17 protein-coding genes are annotated in these 16,284 nt (G+C 73.9%); 11 read left to right on the top strand and 6 right to left on the bottom strand.

The window, feature by feature from the left end; genetic code table 11:
• The first annotated feature begins 29 nt into the window (after positions 1 to 29).
• Positions 30 to 1,262, top strand: coding sequence for a peptidoglycan recognition protein family protein (locus FH715_RS24765; RefSeq protein WP_246108959.1), 1,233 nt, complete (start codon positions 30 to 32; stop codon positions 1,260 to 1,262).
• A 62-nt stretch (positions 1,263 to 1,324) separates the two neighbouring features.
• Positions 1,325 to 2,230, top strand: a complete 906-nt coding sequence (locus FH715_RS24760; RefSeq protein ID WP_139649086.1) for a DNA-3-methyladenine glycosylase family protein — start codon at positions 1,325 to 1,327, stop codon at positions 2,228 to 2,230.
• Positions 2,231 to 2,307: 77 nt separating this feature from the next.
• On the opposite strand, the gene FH715_RS24755 is transcribed toward FH715_RS24760, so the two are convergent.
• The gene (locus tag FH715_RS24755) at positions 2,308 to 2,871 is read right to left on the bottom strand and encodes an acyl-CoA thioesterase (protein WP_139649084.1); all 564 of its coding nucleotides are present in this window, start codon (positions 2,869 to 2,871) and stop codon (positions 2,308 to 2,310) included.
• Positions 2,872 to 3,527: 656 nt separating this feature from the next.
• Here FH715_RS24755 and FH715_RS29610 point away from each other — a divergent pair.
• Positions 3,528 to 4,247, top strand: a complete 720-nt coding sequence (locus tag FH715_RS29610) for an LCP family protein (RefSeq protein WP_425472774.1) — start codon at positions 3,528 to 3,530, stop codon at positions 4,245 to 4,247.
• A gap of 54 nt (positions 4,248 to 4,301) precedes the next feature.
• Here FH715_RS29610 and cutA read toward each other — a convergent pair whose 3' ends face one another.
• The gene (cutA, locus tag FH715_RS24745) at positions 4,302 to 4,622 is read right to left on the bottom strand and encodes a divalent-cation tolerance protein CutA (protein WP_139649080.1); all 321 of its coding nucleotides are present in this window, start codon (positions 4,620 to 4,622) and stop codon (positions 4,302 to 4,304) included.
• A gap of 132 nt (positions 4,623 to 4,754) precedes the next feature.
• Positions 4,755 to 5,033 (bottom strand): hypothetical protein, encoded by a 279-nt coding sequence (locus FH715_RS24740; protein ID WP_139649078.1) that lies wholly within the window; start codon positions 5,031 to 5,033, stop codon positions 4,755 to 4,757.
• A gap of 671 nt (positions 5,034 to 5,704) precedes the next feature.
• Here FH715_RS24740 and FH715_RS24735 point away from each other — a divergent pair.
• The 5 genes from FH715_RS24735 to FH715_RS24715 all read left to right on the top strand — a co-directional run bounded on the left by FH715_RS24735 (position 5,705) and on the right by FH715_RS24715 (position 10,080).
• Entirely contained in the window at positions 5,705 to 6,565 is an 861-nt protein-coding gene (locus FH715_RS24735) for a putative RNA methyltransferase (RefSeq protein WP_139649076.1), read from the top strand.
• Positions 6,562 to 7,416 carry an ABC transporter ATP-binding protein gene (locus FH715_RS24730; protein WP_139649074.1) on the top strand — a complete coding sequence of 285 codons (855 nt, stop codon included), beginning with the start codon at positions 6,562 to 6,564 and terminating at the stop codon, positions 7,414 to 7,416. Before FH715_RS24735 ends, FH715_RS24730 begins: the two co-directional genes overlap by 4 nt.
• Positions 7,413 to 8,081 carry an ABC transporter gene (locus FH715_RS24725; RefSeq protein WP_139649072.1) on the top strand — a complete coding sequence of 223 codons (669 nt, stop codon included), beginning with the start codon at positions 7,413 to 7,415 and terminating at the stop codon, positions 8,079 to 8,081. Before FH715_RS24730 ends, FH715_RS24725 begins: the two co-directional genes overlap by 4 nt.
• Before the next feature lie 137 nt (positions 8,082 to 8,218).
• On the top strand, positions 8,219 to 9,814 hold the full coding sequence (locus FH715_RS24720; RefSeq protein ID WP_139649070.1) for an alkaline phosphatase D family protein: 1,596 nt from the start codon (positions 8,219 to 8,221) through the stop codon (positions 9,812 to 9,814).
• Positions 9,815 to 9,852: 38 nt separating this feature from the next.
• Entirely contained in the window at positions 9,853 to 10,080 is a 228-nt protein-coding gene (locus FH715_RS24715) for a DUF6011 domain-containing protein (RefSeq protein WP_246108958.1), read from the top strand.
• Here FH715_RS24715 and FH715_RS24710 read toward each other — a convergent pair.
• Positions 10,066 to 10,737, bottom strand: coding sequence for a GNAT family N-acetyltransferase (locus FH715_RS24710; RefSeq protein WP_139649068.1), 672 nt, complete (start codon positions 10,735 to 10,737; stop codon positions 10,066 to 10,068). The two genes, FH715_RS24715 and FH715_RS24710, sit on opposite strands and share 15 nt — an antisense overlap.
• 62 nt (positions 10,738 to 10,799) lie before the next feature.
• On the bottom strand, positions 10,800 to 12,140 hold the full coding sequence (locus tag FH715_RS24705; RefSeq protein ID WP_139649067.1) for a UDP-glucose dehydrogenase family protein: 1,341 nt from the start codon (positions 12,138 to 12,140) through the stop codon (positions 10,800 to 10,802).
• Positions 12,141 to 12,305: 165 nt separating this feature from the next.
• On the opposite strand from FH715_RS24705, the gene FH715_RS24700 reads away from it, so the two are divergent.
• Positions 12,306 to 13,466, top strand: coding sequence for an acyl-CoA dehydrogenase family protein (locus FH715_RS24700; protein WP_139649065.1), 1,161 nt, complete (start codon positions 12,306 to 12,308; stop codon positions 13,464 to 13,466).
• Between the two features lie 16 nt (positions 13,467 to 13,482).
• Here the strand turns inward: FH715_RS24700 and FH715_RS24695 are convergent, their stop codons facing one another.
• Complete coding sequence (locus FH715_RS24695) at positions 13,483 to 14,262, bottom strand: TetR/AcrR family transcriptional regulator (RefSeq protein ID WP_139649062.1); 780 nt, start codon at positions 14,260 to 14,262, stop codon at positions 13,483 to 13,485.
• A 162-nt stretch (positions 14,263 to 14,424) separates the two neighbouring features.
• Here FH715_RS24695 and FH715_RS24690 point away from each other — a divergent pair, with 162 nt between their 5' ends.
• The gene (locus FH715_RS24690; protein WP_139649061.1) at positions 14,425 to 15,408 is read left to right on the top strand and encodes an ATP-binding cassette domain-containing protein; all 984 of its coding nucleotides are present in this window, start codon (positions 14,425 to 14,427) and stop codon (positions 15,406 to 15,408) included.
• On the top strand, positions 15,405 to 16,244 hold the full coding sequence (locus FH715_RS24685; protein ID WP_246108957.1) for an ABC transporter permease: 840 nt from the start codon (positions 15,405 to 15,407) through the stop codon (positions 16,242 to 16,244). Before FH715_RS24690 ends, FH715_RS24685 begins: the two co-directional genes overlap by 4 nt.
• Positions 16,245 to 16,284 lie beyond the last annotated feature (40 nt).

The following is a 16,284-nucleotide window of genomic DNA, read 5'->3' as shown; positions in this document are numbered from 1 at the left end:
AGTCATGACGTATGACAACCATCAGGACTATGCGTGCATTCCGAACACTCTCGCTCCGTTCCCTTCCGTTGATCGGTTCGTGCACCGCCGCGCTCCTCGTTCCGTTGACCCTCCCGCTCGGGGGCGCGGCGCAGGCGGCCGGCAGTGCCGAGGGTGCGGCGCCGCGCACGGCGGCGGCCACCCAGTCCCTGTCCCTCTCCGAGATGACCCCACTCGCCGGCAGCAGCGGTGCAGGCGAGGGGGGCGAGGACGGCGAGCCCGTTCTGTCCCTCGCCGGACAGGGCCTGCCGGCCACCGACACCGACCCGTTCTCGCTGCTCGGCGTCGTCTGGTCCGACGCCGACGAGGAGTTCCACGGCACGATCGAGGTACGCGCCAGGGACGCCGGGAGCGGCGACTGGTCCGACTGGATCGCCCTGGACTCCCACCCCGAACACGCGCCCGACGCCGGGGCCGTGGCCGACGAGGGCGACGAGACCCGAGGCGGCACCGCGCCGCGCTGGGTCGGCGAGTCCGACGGCGTACAGGCCAGGGTCGCCCCCGAGGACACGACCGCCGCGCTGCCCGACGGGCTCAGCCTGGAGCTGGTCCACCCGGGCGAGATGGCGCTCGACCTGCTGGCGCCCCAGCCGGAGGCGGTGCCGGCCGCCGGCGACCACGTCGGCCCGCGCCCCGGCATCGTCATCCGCTCCAAGTGGGGCGCGGACGAGAGCCTGCGGGAGAGCGGCTACGCCTACACGGACACGGTGAAGACCGCGTTCGTCCACCACACCGCCGACACCAACAACTACAGCTGCTCCGAGGCGCCGGCGATGATCCGCGCCATCTACCGCTACCACGTGGTCAGTCAGGGCTGGCGCGACGTCGGCTACAACTTCTTCGTGGACCGCTGCGGCACCATCTACGAGGGCCGCGCCGGCGGCGTCATCGAGCCGGTGCTGGGCGCCCACACGGCCGGTTTCAACCACAACAGCATGGGCATCGCGGTCATCGGCTCCTACGGCTCGACCAAGCCCAACCAGGACGTCACCGACGCCCTGTCACTGCTGACCGGCTGGAAGCTCGGGCTGTTCGACGTGAACCCGAGCGGCACGGCCAACCGCACCTCCCAGGGCGGCGGCAAGTACGCCAAGGGAACGACCGTGAACATGTACAACATCTCCGGCCACCGCGACGGCTTCGCCACCGAGTGCCCCGGCGACCAGCTGTACTCCGCGCTGCCCGGCGTCCGTTCGCTGGCCAGCAAGCTCCAGGGCAGGTGACCGCCCCGGCGGGGCCACCCGGCGGGGGTGCGCGGCGGGGCCGACAGTAGCCTTGCCGGGTCATGCCGGACCGTGAGTGGGCCCCGCCCGAACCCTACGACCTGCGCCGCAGCCTTCTCGTGCTGCGGCGCGGGCCGTATGACCCCGCGTTCCGCGAGGAGCGCGACGGCACCCTCTGGCGCGGCACCCGCACCCCGCTCGGGCCGGCCACGCTGCGGCTGCGCCCCGGGGCGCGGATCGCGGCGCGCGCGTGGGGGCCGGGCGCCGACTGGGTGCTGGACCGGCTGCCCGCGCTGCTCGGCGGCGAGGACGACCCCGGGGAGTTCGTGCCGCGCCACCGGCTGATCGCCGAGGCCAGGCGGCGGCACCGGGGGGTCAGGCTGATCCGCACCGGGCTGGTGCTGGAGTCGTTGATCCCCTCCGTCCTGGAGCAGCGCGTCACCACCGAGGACGCCTACGGCTCCTGGCGGCGGCTGCTGCGCTGGTTCGGCGAGCCGGCGCCGGGGCCTGGCGCGGACAGGGACCTGTGGGTGATGCCGGACCCGAGGACGCTGGCCCGCGTCCCGTCCTGGGACTGGCACCGGGCCAACGTCGACGGTTCGCGCTCCGCCACCCTGATGCGGGTGGTGCGCGTCGCCCGGCGGATGGAGGAGGCGGCGGCGATGGAGCTGCCCGCCGCGTTGGCCAGGCTGCGGGCGATCCCGGGCATCGGGCCGTGGACGGCGGCCGAGGCGTTGCAGCGCAGCAACGGTTCCCCCGACGCGATCACCGTCGGCGACCTGCATCTGCCGGGCACGGTCGGCTACGCGCTGGCCGGCGAACGGGACGCGGACGACGCCCGGATGCTGGAGCTGCTGGCCGACTACCCGGGGCAGCGGCACAGGGCCGCCCGCTATGTGCTGCTCAGCGGCGTCGCCCCGGCCCGGCGGGCGCCGCGTCAACGGCACGCGCGCATCGCCCGGTTGTGAGCGGAGGGCGCGAACGGCGCGGAGCGGGGGCGCGGAACGGCGGCGTGCAGAGCGCGGAACGGGGGCGCGCGCGGCATTCAGCCCAGGTCGGCGCCCCTGGCGCGCAACTCCTGGATCTCGCGCCGGCGCGCGAGACGGTGGGTGCGCCGGATCTGCGCCTCCTGAAAGCGCCTCCGGTCCAGCTCGGTGTCGGGCAGCACCGAGGGAACGCGGCGCGGCTTGCCGTTCTCGTCGACGGCCGCGAAGACCAGATAGGCGGTGCCGACCCGGGTGGCGGGCGTCGACTCGTTCCACCGCTCGGCGAGCACCTTGACGCCGATCTCCATGGAACTGCGGCCGGTCCAGTTCACCTGGGCGTGGACATGGACCAGGTCGCCGATGCGCACCGGCACCAGGAAGAGCATCTCGTCCATGGAGGCGGTGACGGCCGGCCCCCCGGAGTGGCGGCCGGCGACCGCGCCGGCGGCGTCGTCGACCAGCTTCATGATCACGCCACCGTGCACCGTGCCCAACAGGTTGACGTCGTTCTGACTCATGATGGTGGAGAGCGTGGTCCGCGAGGCCGCGGTCGGCTTGCCTCCGGGATCGGCGTGATCAGCCGGACCAGTGGGATCAGTGGGATCAGTGGGCACATCGGTCATAAGTCCAGCGTAAGCACCCCGACCGGTCCGATAATGCATCAGGTCTGCCACAGTGCGTGGCCCGCGTTTCCCCCGAACGGCATACCGGTGCACACTGGCGTGCTATGAGCGACTGGCCCGACGGGTGGACCGACGACGACCAGCACCGGAGCGGTTACGGCAGGGGAGGCGGCAGCGCGACCCCGGAAAGCGCCCGGGTCATGCCGCACGTCCGGAGACCGCCGAGACAGCGCTCGCCACACCACGACGCCCACCAGCAGCCGCCCGGCCAGCCGGACCCCGGCTACGACTCCGGCTGGAACGACGGCCAGGTCTACCGGGGCGCCGGCCGGCAGGAGCCGCCGCCGCCGGACGCCCCCCACCCGTACGGAGGGCAGGGCCCCGACCAGCCGAAGCCCCGGCCGCGCTGGGGGCGCCGAATAGGCTTCAGCCTGCTGGCGCTGGTCCTCGTGCTGGTCGTGGTGGGGACCGCCACCTACTTCTGGGCGGACGGCAAGCTCAACCGGGACGTGGACCTGGAAGCGCTGGAGGACCGCCCGGAGCCCGGCGAGGGCACCAACTTCCTGATCGTCGGCTCCGACAGCCGCGAGGGGCTGAGCGACGAGCAGCGCGAGGAGATGCGCACGGGCAACGCAGAGGGCAGCCGCACGGACACGATCATGATCCTGCACGTGGGGTCGAACGGGAACACGATGGTGAGCCTGCCGCGTGACTCCTGGGTGACCATCCCCGAGTTCACCGGCTCCGAGTCCGGCAACCGCATCCCCGAGCAGGGACAGAAGATCAACGCGGCGTTCTCCATCGAGGGCCCCTGGCTGCTGGCCCGCACCATCGAGCACAACCTCGACATCCACATCGACCACTACGTGGAGATAGGCTTCGGCGGTTTCGCCAACGTGGTCGACGCGCTCGGCGGCGTCGAGATGTGCTTCGACGAGCCGATCCAGGACGAGAACTCGGGCGCCGACTTCGCCGAGGGCTGCCACCAGCTGGACGGCGCCGAGTCGCTGGCGTTCAACCGGCAGCGCTACCAGGAGGCCGAGGGCGACCTCGGGCGCACCAAGAACCAGCAGGAGTTCCTCGGCACCCTCGCCGACCAGGCGGCCTCGCCCGGCACGCTGCTGAACCCGTTCAAGCTCTACCCGACGATGAGCGCCAGCCTGGACGCGCTGACCGTCGACACCGAGATGAGCCTGTGGGACCTGCGGAGCATGTTCTGGGCGATGCGCAGCGCGGAACGCATGAACATGCCGGTCGCCGACCCCGGTTACGCGGCCCCCGACGGCAGCTCGGCGGTGCTGTGGGACGACGAGCAGGCCGACGCGCTGATGGAGCAGCTGCGCAACGACGAGGAGGTCACGGTCGGGGTGGAGTGACCCCCGGCACCCGCGACGCCCCCGGCCTCCTCCGAGGCCGGGGGCGTCGGGCGTTCAGCGGCTCGTCTCCGCGCTCAGCCAGGCGAGATAGGCGTCGCTTCCGGCGGTGATCGGGGTGGCGATGATCTCCGGCGTGTCGTAGTCGTGCGTCTCGTCGATGTGCGCGGCGAGTTCGTCGTAACGGGCCGCGGTCGTCTTGAAGAGCACCCGCCACTCGGCGTCGCTCTCGATCCGCCCCTCCCACCGGTAGACGCTGGTCACCGGCCCGTCGATCTGCGCGCAGGCGGCGAGGCGCCGCTCGACGGCGCTCGCGGCGAGCGCGCGCGCCTTGTCCTCCGCGTCGGTCGTGGTGAGTACGGCGAGATGGTCGGCCACGGTTGCCCTCCGGGGTGCGCTCGGCTCGGCTCGGCTCGGCTGTGCGGCGACGGTACCGCGAGACGCGGAACGCCCGACCGGGGATTCCCGGTCGGGCGCCTCGTCCGGCCTTCGGCCCCGGGGCCGATGGGTCTAGGAGAACCAGTGGAAGTACCAGGCGTTGATGGTGTCCGGCTTGTAGCAGACACCGACCTCGTAGTAGCGGGCGAAGTCCGCGCGGGTGACCTTGCACTCGTGCTCGGTGGCGAACGGCCCCTCGATCGTCTCCACCGGCGCAGCGACGCTCGTCGCCGCAGTCGTGTGGTGGTCGGCGGCGGTCGCCGACGCCGGCAGGGCCGCGACGGCGCCGAAGGCGGCCATCGCGGCGACCGCCGCGCCCGCGACCCGTGTGCGTGCCGGTATGAACCTCATGCTGATGCGCCCCGTTCCTTGTCATGACGGCTCACCACGCGTCGTTCGCGCCGCGCGGCGGAGCGGCGACTGCCACTCGTCACCGATCGTAACTCCGGTGCGCGATACACGAGTTGCGGCCCTCCCCGGGAACGCCGGCGCCCCCACGGCTCGGCGACCATCGGCCGGCCCGGCCCGCGGGCAGAGCGCGCGTGACGTTGCCGCTGGTCAGAGCGGTGTGCGAGACGCGTGTGGCCCCACGCCCCGGTACCCGATCCGCCTCGGGGCCGTGCGTGCGGAGGGCGAGGGGGCCGCGTTCATCCGGGGAAACGGTGCAGGCCCTGTGCCGTATCCGCTCGCACAGAGTGAAGTTCGCCGCCGCTGGAGGCGCGCACGACGGGCGCACCGCGGCCACGGCCGGCGGCCGGCCCGGCGGCGTTCCCGACGGTCGGGGTGACACGGAACCCCGCGCCCGGTCGCACACGCCCCCTCCCCGGCGGAGGCGGCCGGGGCGCGGCGGAGAAGCGGAATCCGGGCCGGCGCCCGCCCCGCCCCGAGGCACCCCGGAACGCGCGGTTCGGGTCGTGAGGTCCTCACGGAGATGTGGTGTGCACGCCCATGGGCCGACGATCCGTCCGTCGCCTACGGGCGCGGGCTTACGAGGCGCCGCCGCTCCGGTAGCATCCGGCCGCATGGACGGCGGCCGGCTCGATCAACGCGTGCCCTGGGCGCGGCTGCTGCCCGCGTTGCGCTGCCCCGTCTGCGGCGCGGGGCTCGCCGCGGGTGAGCGGTCGGTGCGCTGTCCCGCCGGGCACAGCTTCGACCTGGCGCGTCAGGGGTATCTCAGCCTGGCCGCCGGGCGGGGCGCCGGGGCCCACGCGGACGGCGCGGCCATGGTCGAGGCCAGGTCCGCGTTCCTCGGTGCCGGGCACTACGCGCCGCTGACCGAGGCGCTGGCCAGGATCGCGGCGGAGGCGGCGCCCGCCGACGGGCTGCTGGTCGACGCGGGCGGCGGCACCGGGCACCATCTCGCCGGGGTGCTCGACGCGCTGCCGGAGGCGGCCGGGCTGACCCTGGACGTCTCCAAGTACGCGCTGCGCCGGGCGGCGCGGGCGCATCCCCGGATGGGCGCGGCCAGCGCGGACGTGTGGCGCGGGCTGCCGCTGCGCTCCGGCGCCGTGGACGTGCTGCTGAACGTCTTCGCGCCGCGCAACGGCGCCGAGTTCCGCCGGGTGCTCGCCCCCGGCGGCACCCTGCTGGTGGTCACCCCCGGCCCGGACCATCTGGCCGAACTCCGCGCCGCCGGCGGCCTGTTGTCCGTCGACCCGGCCAAGGAGGAACGGCTGCGCCGCACCCTCGCCGGCCATTTCACGCAACGCGCTGAGGAACGGCTGGAGTTCGGGATGCGGCTGACCGCCGCCGAGGCCGCCGCGCTGGTCGGCATGGGCCCGAACGCGCACCACGCCGCCGCGCGCACGGCCTCCGGGGCGCCGCCCGCGACCGTCACCGCCTCGTTCCGGCTGACCGTCCACCGGCCGGGGAAGAGCGCGTGAGGCTGTCGCGGGTGAGCCGGCGCCGGGGCGCGCGCGGCCCCTGGGTGCTGCGCGAGGTCGATCTCGAAGTGACCGCCGGCTCGCTCGTCAGGGTCACCGGCGCCAACGGCGCCGGGAAGACGACGCTGCTGCGGCTGCTGGCCGGGGTGGACGCGCCCGACGCGGGGCGGATCGTCGACCGGCCGCGCCCCACGGGCTTCGTGCCGGAACACTTCCCCGCCGAGCTGCCGTTGACGGCCCTCGGCTACCTCGGCCATCTGGGGCGGGTCCACGGGTTGCGTGGCGCTGTGGCGCGGGAGCGGGCCGAGCGGTGGCTGGAGCGGCTGGGCGCCGCGGGGTACGGGCGCACCCCGCTGGCCGAGTTGTCCAAGGGGACCGCGCGGAAGGTCGCCGTCGCACAGGCGCTGCTGGCCGATCCGGCGCTGCTCGTGCTCGACGAGGCGTGGAGCGGGCTCGACCGGGAGGCCAGGGCGCTGCTGGACAGCGTGGCGGCCGAGCGCGTCGCCGCCGGGGCCACCGTCGTCTTCGTCGACCACGCGCCCCGGGGGCTGGGGAGCGCCGTCGACCGGGTGCTGCGGATCGCGGACACCCGGGTCGCGGAGGAAGAGGGCCCCGCGCCGGCCGACGGCGTCGGGCAGCCTCCCGTGACCGTGATCGCCGAGGGCCCCCCGGGCGCCGCGCCCCCGCCGCTGCCGGCCGGCGTGCGCTGGGTCCCGGCCCCGCGAGGGCGGGTGCGGATCACCGCGCCGCCGGCCGTCTCCGACGCCGTCCTCCGGAGTCTGCTGACGGCCGGGGCCCGTTGGCACGTTCACGCGGTCTCGCCGCCGGCGGGGCGGGAGGGCCCGGGGTGAGGGCGCTGCTGTGGTACCAGACGACGCTGCTGCTCCGTTCCCGGCACGTGCTGCCGCCCGCCCTGCTCCACCTCGCCGTACTCGCCGTCGGTTTCAGCCCCGGCGACCCGATACTGGACTCGCTCGCCGTGAACGCGGCCGTCGCCCTGCCGACCGCCGTCTGGCTGACCTGGGCCTGCACCCACAACGAGCCGCCGGCGGCACGGAGTTGCACGGCCGCGGCGGCCTCTCCCCGACGGGCGCAGCTGGCCTGTCTGCTCACCGGTGCCGGCGCGGCCGGGCTGCTGGCCGGTGTCTGCTGCGCGGCCGTCGCCCTGCTGGCCGGCGGGCACGCGGGCGACCGTGCCACCGCCGTCTCCCGGCTTCCGGCGCTCGGAGCGGGGCTGACGGCGACGCTGGTCTGCGTGCTGGCCGGCACGGCCCTCGGCGCCCTCTGCGGCCGACCGATGCTGCGCGGGCGGGCCCGCGCGTTCCTCCTCGCACTGGGCGGTTCCGTCGCGTTGCTGGCGGCGGGCGCCTCCCCGGCCAACGCGGCGGTCTCCGAGCTGGTGCGCGGGAACCAGGACGGCACGGTGCGGCAGCCGCTGCTCCCCCTGCTCGTGGTGCTCACGGCGACGGCGCTGGTGACAGCCCTGGCCTGCCGGCGGGCCGAACGCGGGGAGTGAGCCGGCCGCGACGGGCGGCGGCGGGCCACGGCACCTGTTGTTCAGCCAGAGTTGTCACGAGCGGTGTCCGTTGCGCCCCGTTCGCGCACCATAGTGGCGCCCGTCATGACGTGAATCGGCCACGGGAGGTACCGAGAATGGCGCAGGCGGGCGAGAACAGCACCGGATCGATCGGCCGGCGGGGCGTGCTGCGCGGCGCGGCGACCGCGTCGGCGGCGTTGGCGCTGCCCTCGGGGCTCGCGTGGGCCGGTGCCGCGCCGGCCCAGGCGCTCGGTGGCCGCCCGTCCGCCGACTGGGGCGTGCAGGTCGGCGACGTGACCGGGGAGTCGGGGCTGGTCTGGGTGCGCTCCGACCGGCCGGCGCGAATGATCGTGGAGACGTCGGCGACGGAGTCGTTCCGCCGCCCGCGCCGGTTCGCCGGGCCGCTGCTGGGGCCCGGCACCGACTTCACCGGCACCACCCGGCTGCGCGGACTTGAGCCCGGGCAGCAGGTCCACTACCGGGTGACGCTGGTCGACCCGCACGACCACCGGCGCACCGGCCGGCCCGTGACCGGCACGTTCCGCACGCCGTCCGCACGGCGCTCCGCCGGCACCCGTTTCGTCTGGTCGGGCGACCTGGCCGGGCAGGGCTGGGGCATCAACCCGGAGCTGGGCGGCTACCGCGCCTTCGAGGAGATGCGGCGGCTGGACCCGGACTTCTTCCTCTTCAGCGGCGACACGATCTACGCCGACGGGCCGCTCACCGAGACCGTGGCGCTGCCCGACGGCAGGACCTGGCGGAACATCACCGTCGAGGAGAAGGCCAAGGTCGCCGAGACCCTCGCCGAGTACCGGGGCAACTTCCGCTACAACCTGGCCGACGAGAACCTGCGGCGCTTCAACGCCCAGGTCCCCGCCATCGTCCAGTGGGACGACCACGAGGTCACCAACAACTGGTACCCGGGCGAGCTGCTGGAGGACGACAACTACACGGAGAAGTCCGCCGATGTGCTGGCCGCCCGCGCGCGCCAGGCATTCAGCGAGTACTTCCCGATCTCCACTCTGCGCCCCGGGGCGCGCGAGGGGCGGGTGCACCGCGTCGTGCGCCGGGGTCCGCTGCTGGACGTCTTCGTACTGGACATGCGCACCTTCCGCGACCGCAACTCCCCCAACGACCAGCGGGAGAACGCGCAGGGCATCCTGGGCCGCGAGCAGTTGGAGTGGCTCAAGCGGGAGTTGACGCGTTCCCGCGCGCTGTGGAAGGTGATCGCCGCCGACATGCCCATCGGGCTGGTGGTCCCGGACGGCGAGACCGACTTCGAGGCGATCGCCAACGGCGATCCGGGCGCCCCACTCGGCCGGGAGCTGCAGATCGCCGAGCTGCTGCGGTTCGTCAAGCGCCGGCGGATCACGGGCACCGTCTGGCTCACCGCCGACGTGCACTACACCTCGGCCCAGCACTACCGGCCCGAGCTGGCGTCCTTCGGCGACTTCGCGCCGTTCTGGGAGTTCGTGACCGGGCCGCTGAACGCCGGTGCCTTCCCCGCCAACGACCTGGACGGCACCTTCGGCCCCGACCGGGTCTTCGTCAAGGCGCCCACCGTGGCCAACGTCTCGCCGGCCGAGGGCTACCAGTTCTTCGGCGAGGTCGAGATCGACGGCGAGAGCGGCGAACTCACCGCGCACCTGCGGGAGGTGGGCGGCGGGGTGCTCTTCTCCCAGACGCTGCGCCCCGGGCTCGTCGGGCAGTGAACGCCCCGGACGGCGGCCCGCGGTGGTACACCTGACCCATGGCAGGCACGACGTCCGGCGCGAACGACCCGCAGCCGGCGCTGCTCCCCGACCCGGAGGAGCGGCGCCGGCCCCCCGTGCACTGCCGGCTCTGCGGCCGGCCGCTGCGCGACCGCGAGGCGCGGACCTGGGGCCTGGGCCCCGAGTGCCGCGCCAAGCTGGAGCTGCGCACCGCACCCCGGCCGCCGGACGGGCCGGTGGAGCAGGACCCGCTACCCGGCGTCTGAGGCCGGGCCCGCGCCGGTGGCGCCCAGCAGCGCGCGGCACGGCTCAAGCCCGGTGATCTCCACGGGGGTTCGACGACGGGCCAGCCAGCGTTCCCTGGTCAGCCGCAGCCGCCGTTCCGTCACCGGCCGCCCGCGCACCACCAGCCGGGCGACGCCGTCGTCCTCGTAGCCGAGCTTGGCGGAGACCCGCAGCGAGGCGGCGTTGTCCTCCATCGCGCCGGAGACCGACTGCTCGGCGCCGAGCCCGGCGAAGGCCAACTCCAGCACGGCGGCCCGCATCTCGGTGCCGATCCCCCGGCCCTGGTGCGGCAGGCCGAGCCAGGAGCCGCTGCTGGTCTCGCGCAGCACGGCGAAGTCACGGGCGGCCAGCTCCTGGGTGCCGACCAGCTCGCCGTCGGCGAGGACCGCCAGGTTCAGCGCCCACCGCTCGGGCGCGAGGGAGGCGCGCGCGGCCCAGTGGTGCTGGATCGTGGCGAGCCGCTGCTCGTGCGGAGGACGGTCGGTCCAGGGGACCAGGAACGGCATCTCCTCGGGCGGATGCACCCCCTCCGCCGCCAGCTCCGCCATCCGCGCCAGGTCCTCGTCGTCGGGCAGGCGCAGCTCCAGCCTGGGGGTGCGCAGCCGGAGGCCCGCGAGGGGCCAGTGGTCGATCAGCATGGCCCATTCTGTGCGGCGGGAACCGGCCGGCTCATCCCCTTTTCGGGGTCCGGCGCCGCGGGTCAGGCCGTGGGGCGGCCCAGCGCGCGGTAGGTCCAGTCGGCCTTGCGCCAGAGGGAGGAGTCCAGCGTGTTCCGTCCGTCGAGGATGTGGCGGTGGGTCACGACCTCGCCCAGGGCCGCCGGGTCCAGCTCCTGGAACTCGCGCCACTCCGTCAGATGCAGCACGACATGCGCGCCGCGCGCCGCCTCGACGGCCGACTCGGTGTACCGCAGCGTCGGGAAGACGGCCCGGGCGTTCTCCGTGGCCTTGGGGTCGTAGACGCTCACCTCCGCGCCCTGGAGGTGGAGCTGGCCCGCGATGTTCAGCGCCGGGGAGTCGCGGACGTCGTCCGTCTCCGGCTTGAACGCGGCGCCCAGCACCGCGATCCGCCGGCCCAGCAGCGAGCCGCCCAGGGCCTCCCTGGCCAGCTCGACCATGGAGGCACGGCGCCGCATGTTGAGCGAGTCGACCTCGCGGAGGAACTGGAGCGCCTCGGAGGCACCCAGCTCGCCGGCCCTGGCGAAGAAGGCGCGCAGGTCCTTCGGGAGGCAGCCGCCGCCGAACCCGATGCCGGAGCGCAGGAACTTGCGGCCGATCCGCTCGTCGTGCCCGAGCGCCTCGGCGAGCTTGACCACGTCGCCGTCGGCGACCTCGCAGACCTCGGCCATCGCGTTGATGAAGGAGATCTTGGTGGCGAGGAACGCGTTGGCCGCCGTCTTCACCAGCTCGGCCGTGGGCAGGTCGGTGACGACGAGGGGGCTGCCCTCGGCCAGCGGCGTCGCGTAGACCTCGCGGAGCAGCGCCTCGGAGCGCTCGCTGGTCACCCCGATCACTATCCGGTCGGGGTGCAGGGTGTCGCGGACCGCGAAGCCCTCCTGGAGGAACTCCGGGTTCCACGCCAGCTCGGCCTCCTCGCCGGCCGGCGCCAGCTCGGCGATCCTGCGGGCCAGCCGCGCGGCGGAGCCGACCGGGACCGTGGACTTGCCGACGACCAGCGCGGGCCGGTCCAGGTGCGGCGCGAGGGCCTCGACGGCGCTGTCGAAGTAGGTCATGTCGCACGCGTACTCGCCGGCGCGCTGCGGGGTGTTGACGCAGATGAAGTGCACGTCGGCCGCGGCGGCCACCTCCTGCGGGGAGGTGGTGAACGACAGCCGCCCGGTCGATCCCGGCAGCCCGGCCACGTGGCGCTGGAGGATCTCCTCAAGGCCCGGCTCGTAGACCGGGGAGACCCCGCGGGAGAGGTCCTCCACCTTCGACGGCACGACGTCGAGGCCGATGACCTCGAATCCCAACTCCGCCATGGCCGCGGCGTGGGTGGCGCCGAGGTAGCCGAGACCGATCACCGAGATCTTGAGAGGCATGGCCCCGAGCATAGACGAACGGCCCTGTCGGCAAGCTCACCTATCCCCAGCCCCGGCATGACCCTAGGATCAGGTTACTTAACAGTCATGAACCGGTCGCGGGCCAGCACGAGAACCGGGTCGCGCACCAGGACGAGAACGCTTCGTGGGCAGGGAGTGAGACAGGTGTCAGGAGCCGGGGACTTCGATCTCTACCGTCCGGCCGAGGAGCACGAGATGCTCCGTGAGTCCGTCAGGGCGTTGGCCGAGGCGAAGATCGGGCCGCACGCCGCCGACGTGGACGAGCGGGCGCGCTTCCCGCAGGAGGCGTTGGACGCGCTGGTCGGCAGCGATCTGCACGCGGTGCACGTGCCCGAGGAGTTCGGGGGCGCGGGCGCGGACGCGCTGGCCACGGTCGTCGTGATCGAGGAGGTGGCGCGGGTGTGCGCCTCCTCCTCGCTGATCCCGGCGGTCAACAAGCTCGGCTCGCTGCCGGTGGTGCTCTCCGGTTCGGCGGAGCTGAAGGAGCGTTACCTGAGGCCGCTGGCCGAGGGGCGGGCCATGTTCTCCTACTGCCTCTCCGAGCCCGACGCGGGCTCGGACGCCGGCGGCATGAGGACGCGGGCGGTGCGGGACGGGGACTCGTACGTGCTCAACGGGGTCAAGCGGTGGATCACCAACGCCGGCGTCTCCGACTACTACACGGTGATGGCGGTCACCGACCCGGAGAAGCGGACGCGCGGCGGGATCTCGGCGTTCGTGGTGGAGAAGGGCGACGAGGGCGTCTCGTTCGGCGCCCCGGAGAAGAAGCTGGGCATCAAGGGGTCGCCGACCCGCGAGGTCTATCTGGACAACGTGCGCGTCCCCGCCGACAGGATGATCGGCGCCGAGGGCACCGGCTTCGCGACCGCGATGCGCACCCTGGACCACACCCGGATCACCATCGCCGCCCAGGCGTTGGGCATCGCGCAGGGCGCGCTGGACTACGCCAAGGGGTATGTGCGCGAACGCAAGCAGTTCGGCAAGCCGGTGGGCGACTTCCAGGGCGTCCAGTTCATGCTGGCGGACATGGCCATGAAGCTGGAGGCGGCCCGGCAGCTGACCTACGCGGCGGCGGCGAGGTCGCAGCGCGAGGACGGCGACCTCACGTTCTTCGGCGCCGCCGCGAAGTGCTACGCCTCCGACGCGGCGATGGAGATCACCACGGACGCGGTGCAGCTCCTCGGCGGCTACGGCTTCACCCGGGACTACCCGGTGGAGCGGATGATGCGGGACGCGAAGATTACCCAGATTTATGAAGGCACGAACCAGGTCCAGCGGATCGTGATGGCCCGCAACCTGCCGTAGGACACCGCCGGCCTCCTCACCCCCCGGAGGGTGGGGAGGCCGCCGCCTGCTCGCGGCGGCCGATCAGGGCGGCCACGCTGTCGAGCAGGAACTCCAGGTTGAACGCGAAGTCCTCGCCGGGCGCGGTCTCGGCCTCGAAGACCCCCGACCTGGCGAGCTTGGCGACCGTCGGGTACCGCTCGTCGATCGCGGCCCGCGCCATCATCCGGCCGTAGGCGGGGCCCCACTCCTCGTAGGAGAGGCCGGTGCGCGCCGAGGCGCTGGACATCGCCAGCTCCTGCCGGGTGTCGCCCAGCACGAACCCGCCGACGATCATCAGCACGCCGATCGTGTCGCCCTCGTCCAGCGCGGTGGGGTCCAGCGCGGCCAGTGCCGCCTCCATCCAGGACAGGCTGTGGGGGCCCATCGGCGGCGCGCCCACGGGGATGTCCAGCATCCACGGCCGGTCGAGCAGGACGCGCCGCTGCCCGGCCGCCCAGCTCCGCAGCGCGCCGCGCCAGTCGTCGGGCCATTCCGCGGTGGCGGGCGCCCCGAGCGCCATGTCGAACATCAGGTCCAACAGGTCGTCCTTGCCCGGGACATAGCGGTAGAGCGTCATCGTGGTGACGCCGAGCGCCTGGGCGATCCGGCGCATCGAGACGCCGGCGATCCCCTCCTCGTCGGCGATCCGCACCCCCTCCGCCACCACCTGGTCGACGCTGAGGCTGCCTCTGGGGCCGCGCGCGCCGGGGGCGCGGGTGCGCCAGAGCAGTTCGAGCAGTTGCTCCGGGTCCCGCCCCCGCGTCTCCTCCGCCATCGCCGCTCCTCGTCCTTCGTCGCCGGGCCAGGGACGTCGCCATCGTAGAACTATGTACACCGTCCATGGTTTGTGTACGGTGTACAGAGAAAATATACGCCGTACACGGTTTCGGCTCGCCCCGGCGTGCCCGGAACCGCGGGAAAGGGGAGGGGTGGCGCGATGACCGCGACAGCGATCGAGGCGGAGGGGCTGCGCAAGCGGTACGGGGACACATGGGCGCTCGACGGTCTCGACCTGACCGTGCGGGAGGGCACCGTGCACGGACTGCTGGGCCCGAACGGCGCCGGCAAGACCACGGCGGTGCGGGCGCTGACCACGCTCACCCGGGTCTCGGCGGGGCGCGCGCGGGTCTGCGGGTTCGACGTGGCGGACGAGCCGGACGAGGTGCGCGCCAGGATCGCGCTGACCGGGCAGCACGCGGCGGTGGACGAGTATCTGAGCGGCCGGCAGAACCTGGTCCTCTTCGGCCGGCTCTTCGGGCTGACGGCACGGGCGGCGCGGCGGCGCGGCGAGGAGCTGCTGGACTCGTTCGGCCTGGCGGAGGCGGCGGGGCGGAGCGTCAACGGCTACTCGGGCGGGATGCGTCGCCGGCTCGACCTGGCGGCCAGCATGATCGTGACCCCCCGGTTGCTCTTTCTCGACGAGCCCACCACCGGGCTCGACCCGCGCAGCCGCAACCAGGTCTGGGAGGCGGTGCGTTCGCTGGTGACCGGGGGCACCACGGTGCTGCTGACCACCCAGTACCTGGAGGAGGCCGACCGGCTGGCCGACCTGATCTCGGTGGTGGACTCCGGGCGGGTGGTGGCCGAGGGCACCGCCGACGCGCTGAAGTCGCGGATCGGCGGCGACCGGGTCGAGGTGGTGGCGCGCGAGGCCGGGGACCTGCCGGCGACGACGGCGCTGGTGCGCCGGGTCTGCCGGGTGGAACCGGCCGTCGACGCGGAGTCCCGCCGGGTGGTGGCCGAGGTCGGGGACCGGGTCGCGGCGCTGACCGACGTGGCGGGCGCGCTGCGCGCCGCCGGGCTGCCGGTGGAGGACCTGGGCACCAGGCGGCCGACGTTGGACGAGGTGTTCCTGCGGCTCACCGGCGACACGGCGGGCGAGGGACGGCGCGAGGAACGGCACGAGGGGGCGGCGGCGTGAGCGCCGGACCGGCGGACGGCGTGCGGTCGCGGGGGGCCGCACGGCGCGGGTCGGGGGTGGCGCTCACGCACGGGCTGGTGATGACCCGGCGGAACATGGCGCAGCTGGCGCGCTCCCCCGAGGAGGTCACGCTCTACTTCAGCCTGCCGATCCTCTTCGTGCTGGTCTTCGGCTATGTCTTCGGCAGCGGGATGCGGGTGCCGGGCGGCGGGGAGTACCGGGAGTTCCTGCTGCCCGGCGTCTTCGCCATGACCATGCTCTACGGGATGGGGGCGACGGCGACCTCGGTGGCGTTCGACTCCAGCAGGGGCGTGGTGGACCGTTTCCGCTCCATGCCGATGGCGCGGTCCGCGCTGCTGGTCGGCCGGTGTCTGGCGGACCTGCTGCGGGGCGTGCTGGAGATGGCGGTGCTGGTGGTCTGCGGGCTGCTGGTCGGCTGGGAGTGGCACAGGGGCCCGGGGTACGCGCTGCTCGCGGTGGGACTCGTGCTGCTGTTGCGGGTGGCGATGTCCTGGATCGGCATCCTGCTCGGCCTGCTGCTGCCCAACCCGGACACCGTCGGCACGATCGTCTTCCCGCTCGCCTTTCCGCTGACGGCGCTCTCCGGCGTCTTCGTCGCACCGGAGCTGATGCCGGGCTGGCTGGGGACGGTCGCCGAGTGGAACCCGCTCACGTCGACCGTGGCGGCGAGCCGCGAGCTCTTCGGCAACCCGGGCCTCGGCGGGGAGTCCTGGGCGGCCGGGCACGCGACGCTGCTCGCGGTGGTCTGGCCGGTGGCGATGATCGCGGTGTTCGCGCCGCTGGCCATCCGGCGCTACCAGCGGCTGACCGACTGAGCCGGCGGGCGGGGCCAGGGGGGGCGGCCCCGCCCGCCGG

This window comes from Streptomyces sedi, assembly GCF_006335015.1.
Classification (GTDB): Bacteria; Actinomycetota; Actinomycetes; order Streptomycetales; family Streptomycetaceae; genus Streptomyces; species Streptomyces sedi.
Note: the sequence above shows the minus strand (reverse complement) of the source record. Positions and strands in the feature narration are given on the sequence as shown.

Coding starts and splice junctions, on each gene's coding strand:
- FH715_RS24765 (WP_246108959.1), top strand. CDS start 30: ATGCGTGCATTCCGAACACTCTCGCTCCGTTCCCTTCCGTTGATCGGT.
- FH715_RS24760 (WP_139649086.1), top strand. CDS start 1,325: ATGCCGGACCGTGAGTGGGCCCCGCCCGAACCCTACGACCTGCGCCGC.
- FH715_RS24755 (WP_139649084.1), bottom strand. CDS start 2,871: ATGACCGATGTGCCCACTGATCCCACTGATCCCACTGGTCCGGCTGAT.
- FH715_RS24740 (WP_139649078.1), bottom strand. CDS start 5,033: ATGAGGTTCATACCGGCACGCACACGGGTCGCGGGCGCGGCGGTCGCC.
- FH715_RS24735 (WP_139649076.1), top strand. CDS start 5,705: ATGGACGGCGGCCGGCTCGATCAACGCGTGCCCTGGGCGCGGCTGCTG.
- FH715_RS24720 (WP_139649070.1), top strand. CDS start 8,219: ATGGCGCAGGCGGGCGAGAACAGCACCGGATCGATCGGCCGGCGGGGC.
- FH715_RS24715 (WP_246108958.1), top strand. CDS start 9,853: ATGGCAGGCACGACGTCCGGCGCGAACGACCCGCAGCCGGCGCTGCTC.
- FH715_RS24710 (WP_139649068.1), bottom strand. CDS start 10,737: ATGCTGATCGACCACTGGCCCCTCGCGGGCCTCCGGCTGCGCACCCCC.
- FH715_RS24705 (WP_139649067.1), bottom strand. CDS start 12,140: ATGCCTCTCAAGATCTCGGTGATCGGTCTCGGCTACCTCGGCGCCACC.
- FH715_RS24695 (WP_139649062.1), bottom strand. CDS start 14,262: ATGGCGGAGGAGACGCGGGGGCGGGACCCGGAGCAACTGCTCGAACTG.
- FH715_RS24690 (WP_139649061.1), top strand. CDS start 14,425: ATGACCGCGACAGCGATCGAGGCGGAGGGGCTGCGCAAGCGGTACGGG.